3 protein-coding genes are annotated in these 1,612 nt (G+C 61.5%); 1 reads left to right on the top strand and 2 read right to left on the bottom strand.

Features of this window, described 5'->3' with window-relative positions:
- Window positions 1-253, bottom strand: a 253-nt coding sequence (locus OU682_RS23875; RefSeq protein WP_268944665.1) for a BLUF domain-containing protein, incomplete at its 3' end; no start/stop codon positions are given.
- Between the two features lie 10 nt (window positions 254-263).
- Between OU682_RS23875 and OU682_RS23870 the strand changes: the two genes are divergently transcribed.
- Entirely contained in the window at window positions 264-773 is a 510-nt protein-coding gene (locus tag OU682_RS23870; protein WP_268944664.1) for a response regulator, read from the top strand.
- Between the two features lie 394 nt (window positions 774-1,167).
- Here the strand turns inward: OU682_RS23870 and OU682_RS23865 are convergent, their stop codons facing one another.
- A complete protein-coding gene (locus tag OU682_RS23865) occupies window positions 1,168-1,299 on the bottom strand; it encodes a hypothetical protein (protein WP_268944663.1) in 132 nt (43 codons plus the stop codon).
- Window positions 1,300-1,612: the final 313 nt, after the last annotated feature.

The raw sequence follows: 1,612 nt of genomic DNA, 5'->3' as shown, positions 1-1,612 counted from the left end.
CGCCATGGCGCCAGTCACCGCCACCTGGCCTGGTTTTGCGCCGCCGCGTGGCCGGATTTTGCACCGCCGTTGACACTTCAGCTTCAGGGCCCTCAAGCCACTGATAGTACACATCATTTTCCCGATGCAGAAAGCCGGTTATATGTTTCGGGACATTGTCGGAGCGGGACGCCTCAAGCATCTTGCGTTCAACGACGCCGCACTGAGGCATCAAGGCTTCGCTTCGATAGAGGATCGCCAGTAACCGGGACATGTTGCATGGGATGACGCGCGCGTCAGCCTGTGTCAAGCATCAGGCGAAGATGGCGGAACCATCCGGCACCGGCAGCCCTTCTTCCTCGGTCAAATGGAGTGCAAGCCTGATGGACCGACATAGCCCTTATGCCTTGGTGGCGGACGATGACGCGCTCATCAGAATGGATGCCTGCGACATCCTGAAGGATGCCGGATTTCGCTGCTACGAAGCGGCGACCTCAGAAAAAGCCGCCGAAATCCTCGGCAAGTTCGGGCAGAACGTGCAGTTGCTCTTCACGGACGTCAACATGCCACCGGGCGAGATGACAGGCTTCGACCTGGCGCGGCTCTGCGCCCAGGACTGGCCAAACATCGGGATCCTCGTTGCATCGGGGGGCGTGACCCCGGGCCCCGGCGACATGCCGGAGGGTGCTGCGTTCATCAGCAAGCCATTCACGTCCGAGGTGGTCCTTGAACATCTCCGGAAGATCCTGCCTGACGGACGCCGTCCTGAGCGGCTGAAGAACGGCGCCGACTGAGATGACCGTCGCCTCTGGCCGCTGATGCTGGGCGCGCCTGCCTAAACGCGACTTTGGTTGGCGGGAGAGTTTCGCGCGTCTGTGGCCGCGTCCGAGCGGGTAGACCTTGAACACTTGGCGGGTGTCCGGAAGCCCAAGCCCTTGCACAGCATGGCGTTCTGGCGGGCACAGAGCTGGCGGAGTTCCTCCTGAGAGAGCGTGTTCGGATCGGTGTCGCGACAAAGCCAGTGTCCGAGACTCTTGTTGGCGTTCTCAACAGCGCCTTTCTGCCAAGGCGGCTGCGTCTCGCAGAAGCGCATCTGCGTGCCCACCTCGGCCTGCAGATGCGGCCAGTCGACAAACTTGGATCCGCGATCAAAGATGACGGATCCGCAGTCATGCCGGGGCAGGGGCGTCAGAGCCTCTGCACTTGGGCCATGATTGGCTTGATCCGCTTCTCCTCGTTCTTCAGCGCCACCCGGAAGCGGCGGGTGCGGTCGACCATGGTGGTGACATTGGCGGGGCCGTATTCCTGCCGGGACAGCACCAGGTCTGCAACTCGCTTCGGCTACCGTCATCTGAAATAGCTATGGCGGTAGATGGTTTCCTGGCAGTCCCGGCCAGGAGCGTTCTCGTACCGCATGCGGCCGGCGATCTGCTCCGGCATCCAGCCGGATCTCAGGCAACGCTCGACCTGGTCGCGCAGCCCGGGATCGACACGATGCTCCTCCAGGGGAGTGTGACATTCTTGAATTGCAGAGGTGAGACATTCTAACTTTGCGGTGCAGGCTCCATTCTGAATGCACCAGTCCTGCGGGGCAGGGTTCGTCATGGTGCCTCCAATCGTATCAGCTCATCTC

The organism is Paracoccus benzoatiresistens, assembly GCF_026913015.1.
GTDB classification, from domain to species: domain Bacteria; phylum Pseudomonadota; class Alphaproteobacteria; order Rhodobacterales; family Rhodobacteraceae; genus Paracoccus; species Paracoccus benzoatiresistens.
The sequence above is the reverse complement of the archived record's forward strand: the minus strand, read 5'-3'. Positions and strand labels throughout refer to the sequence as shown.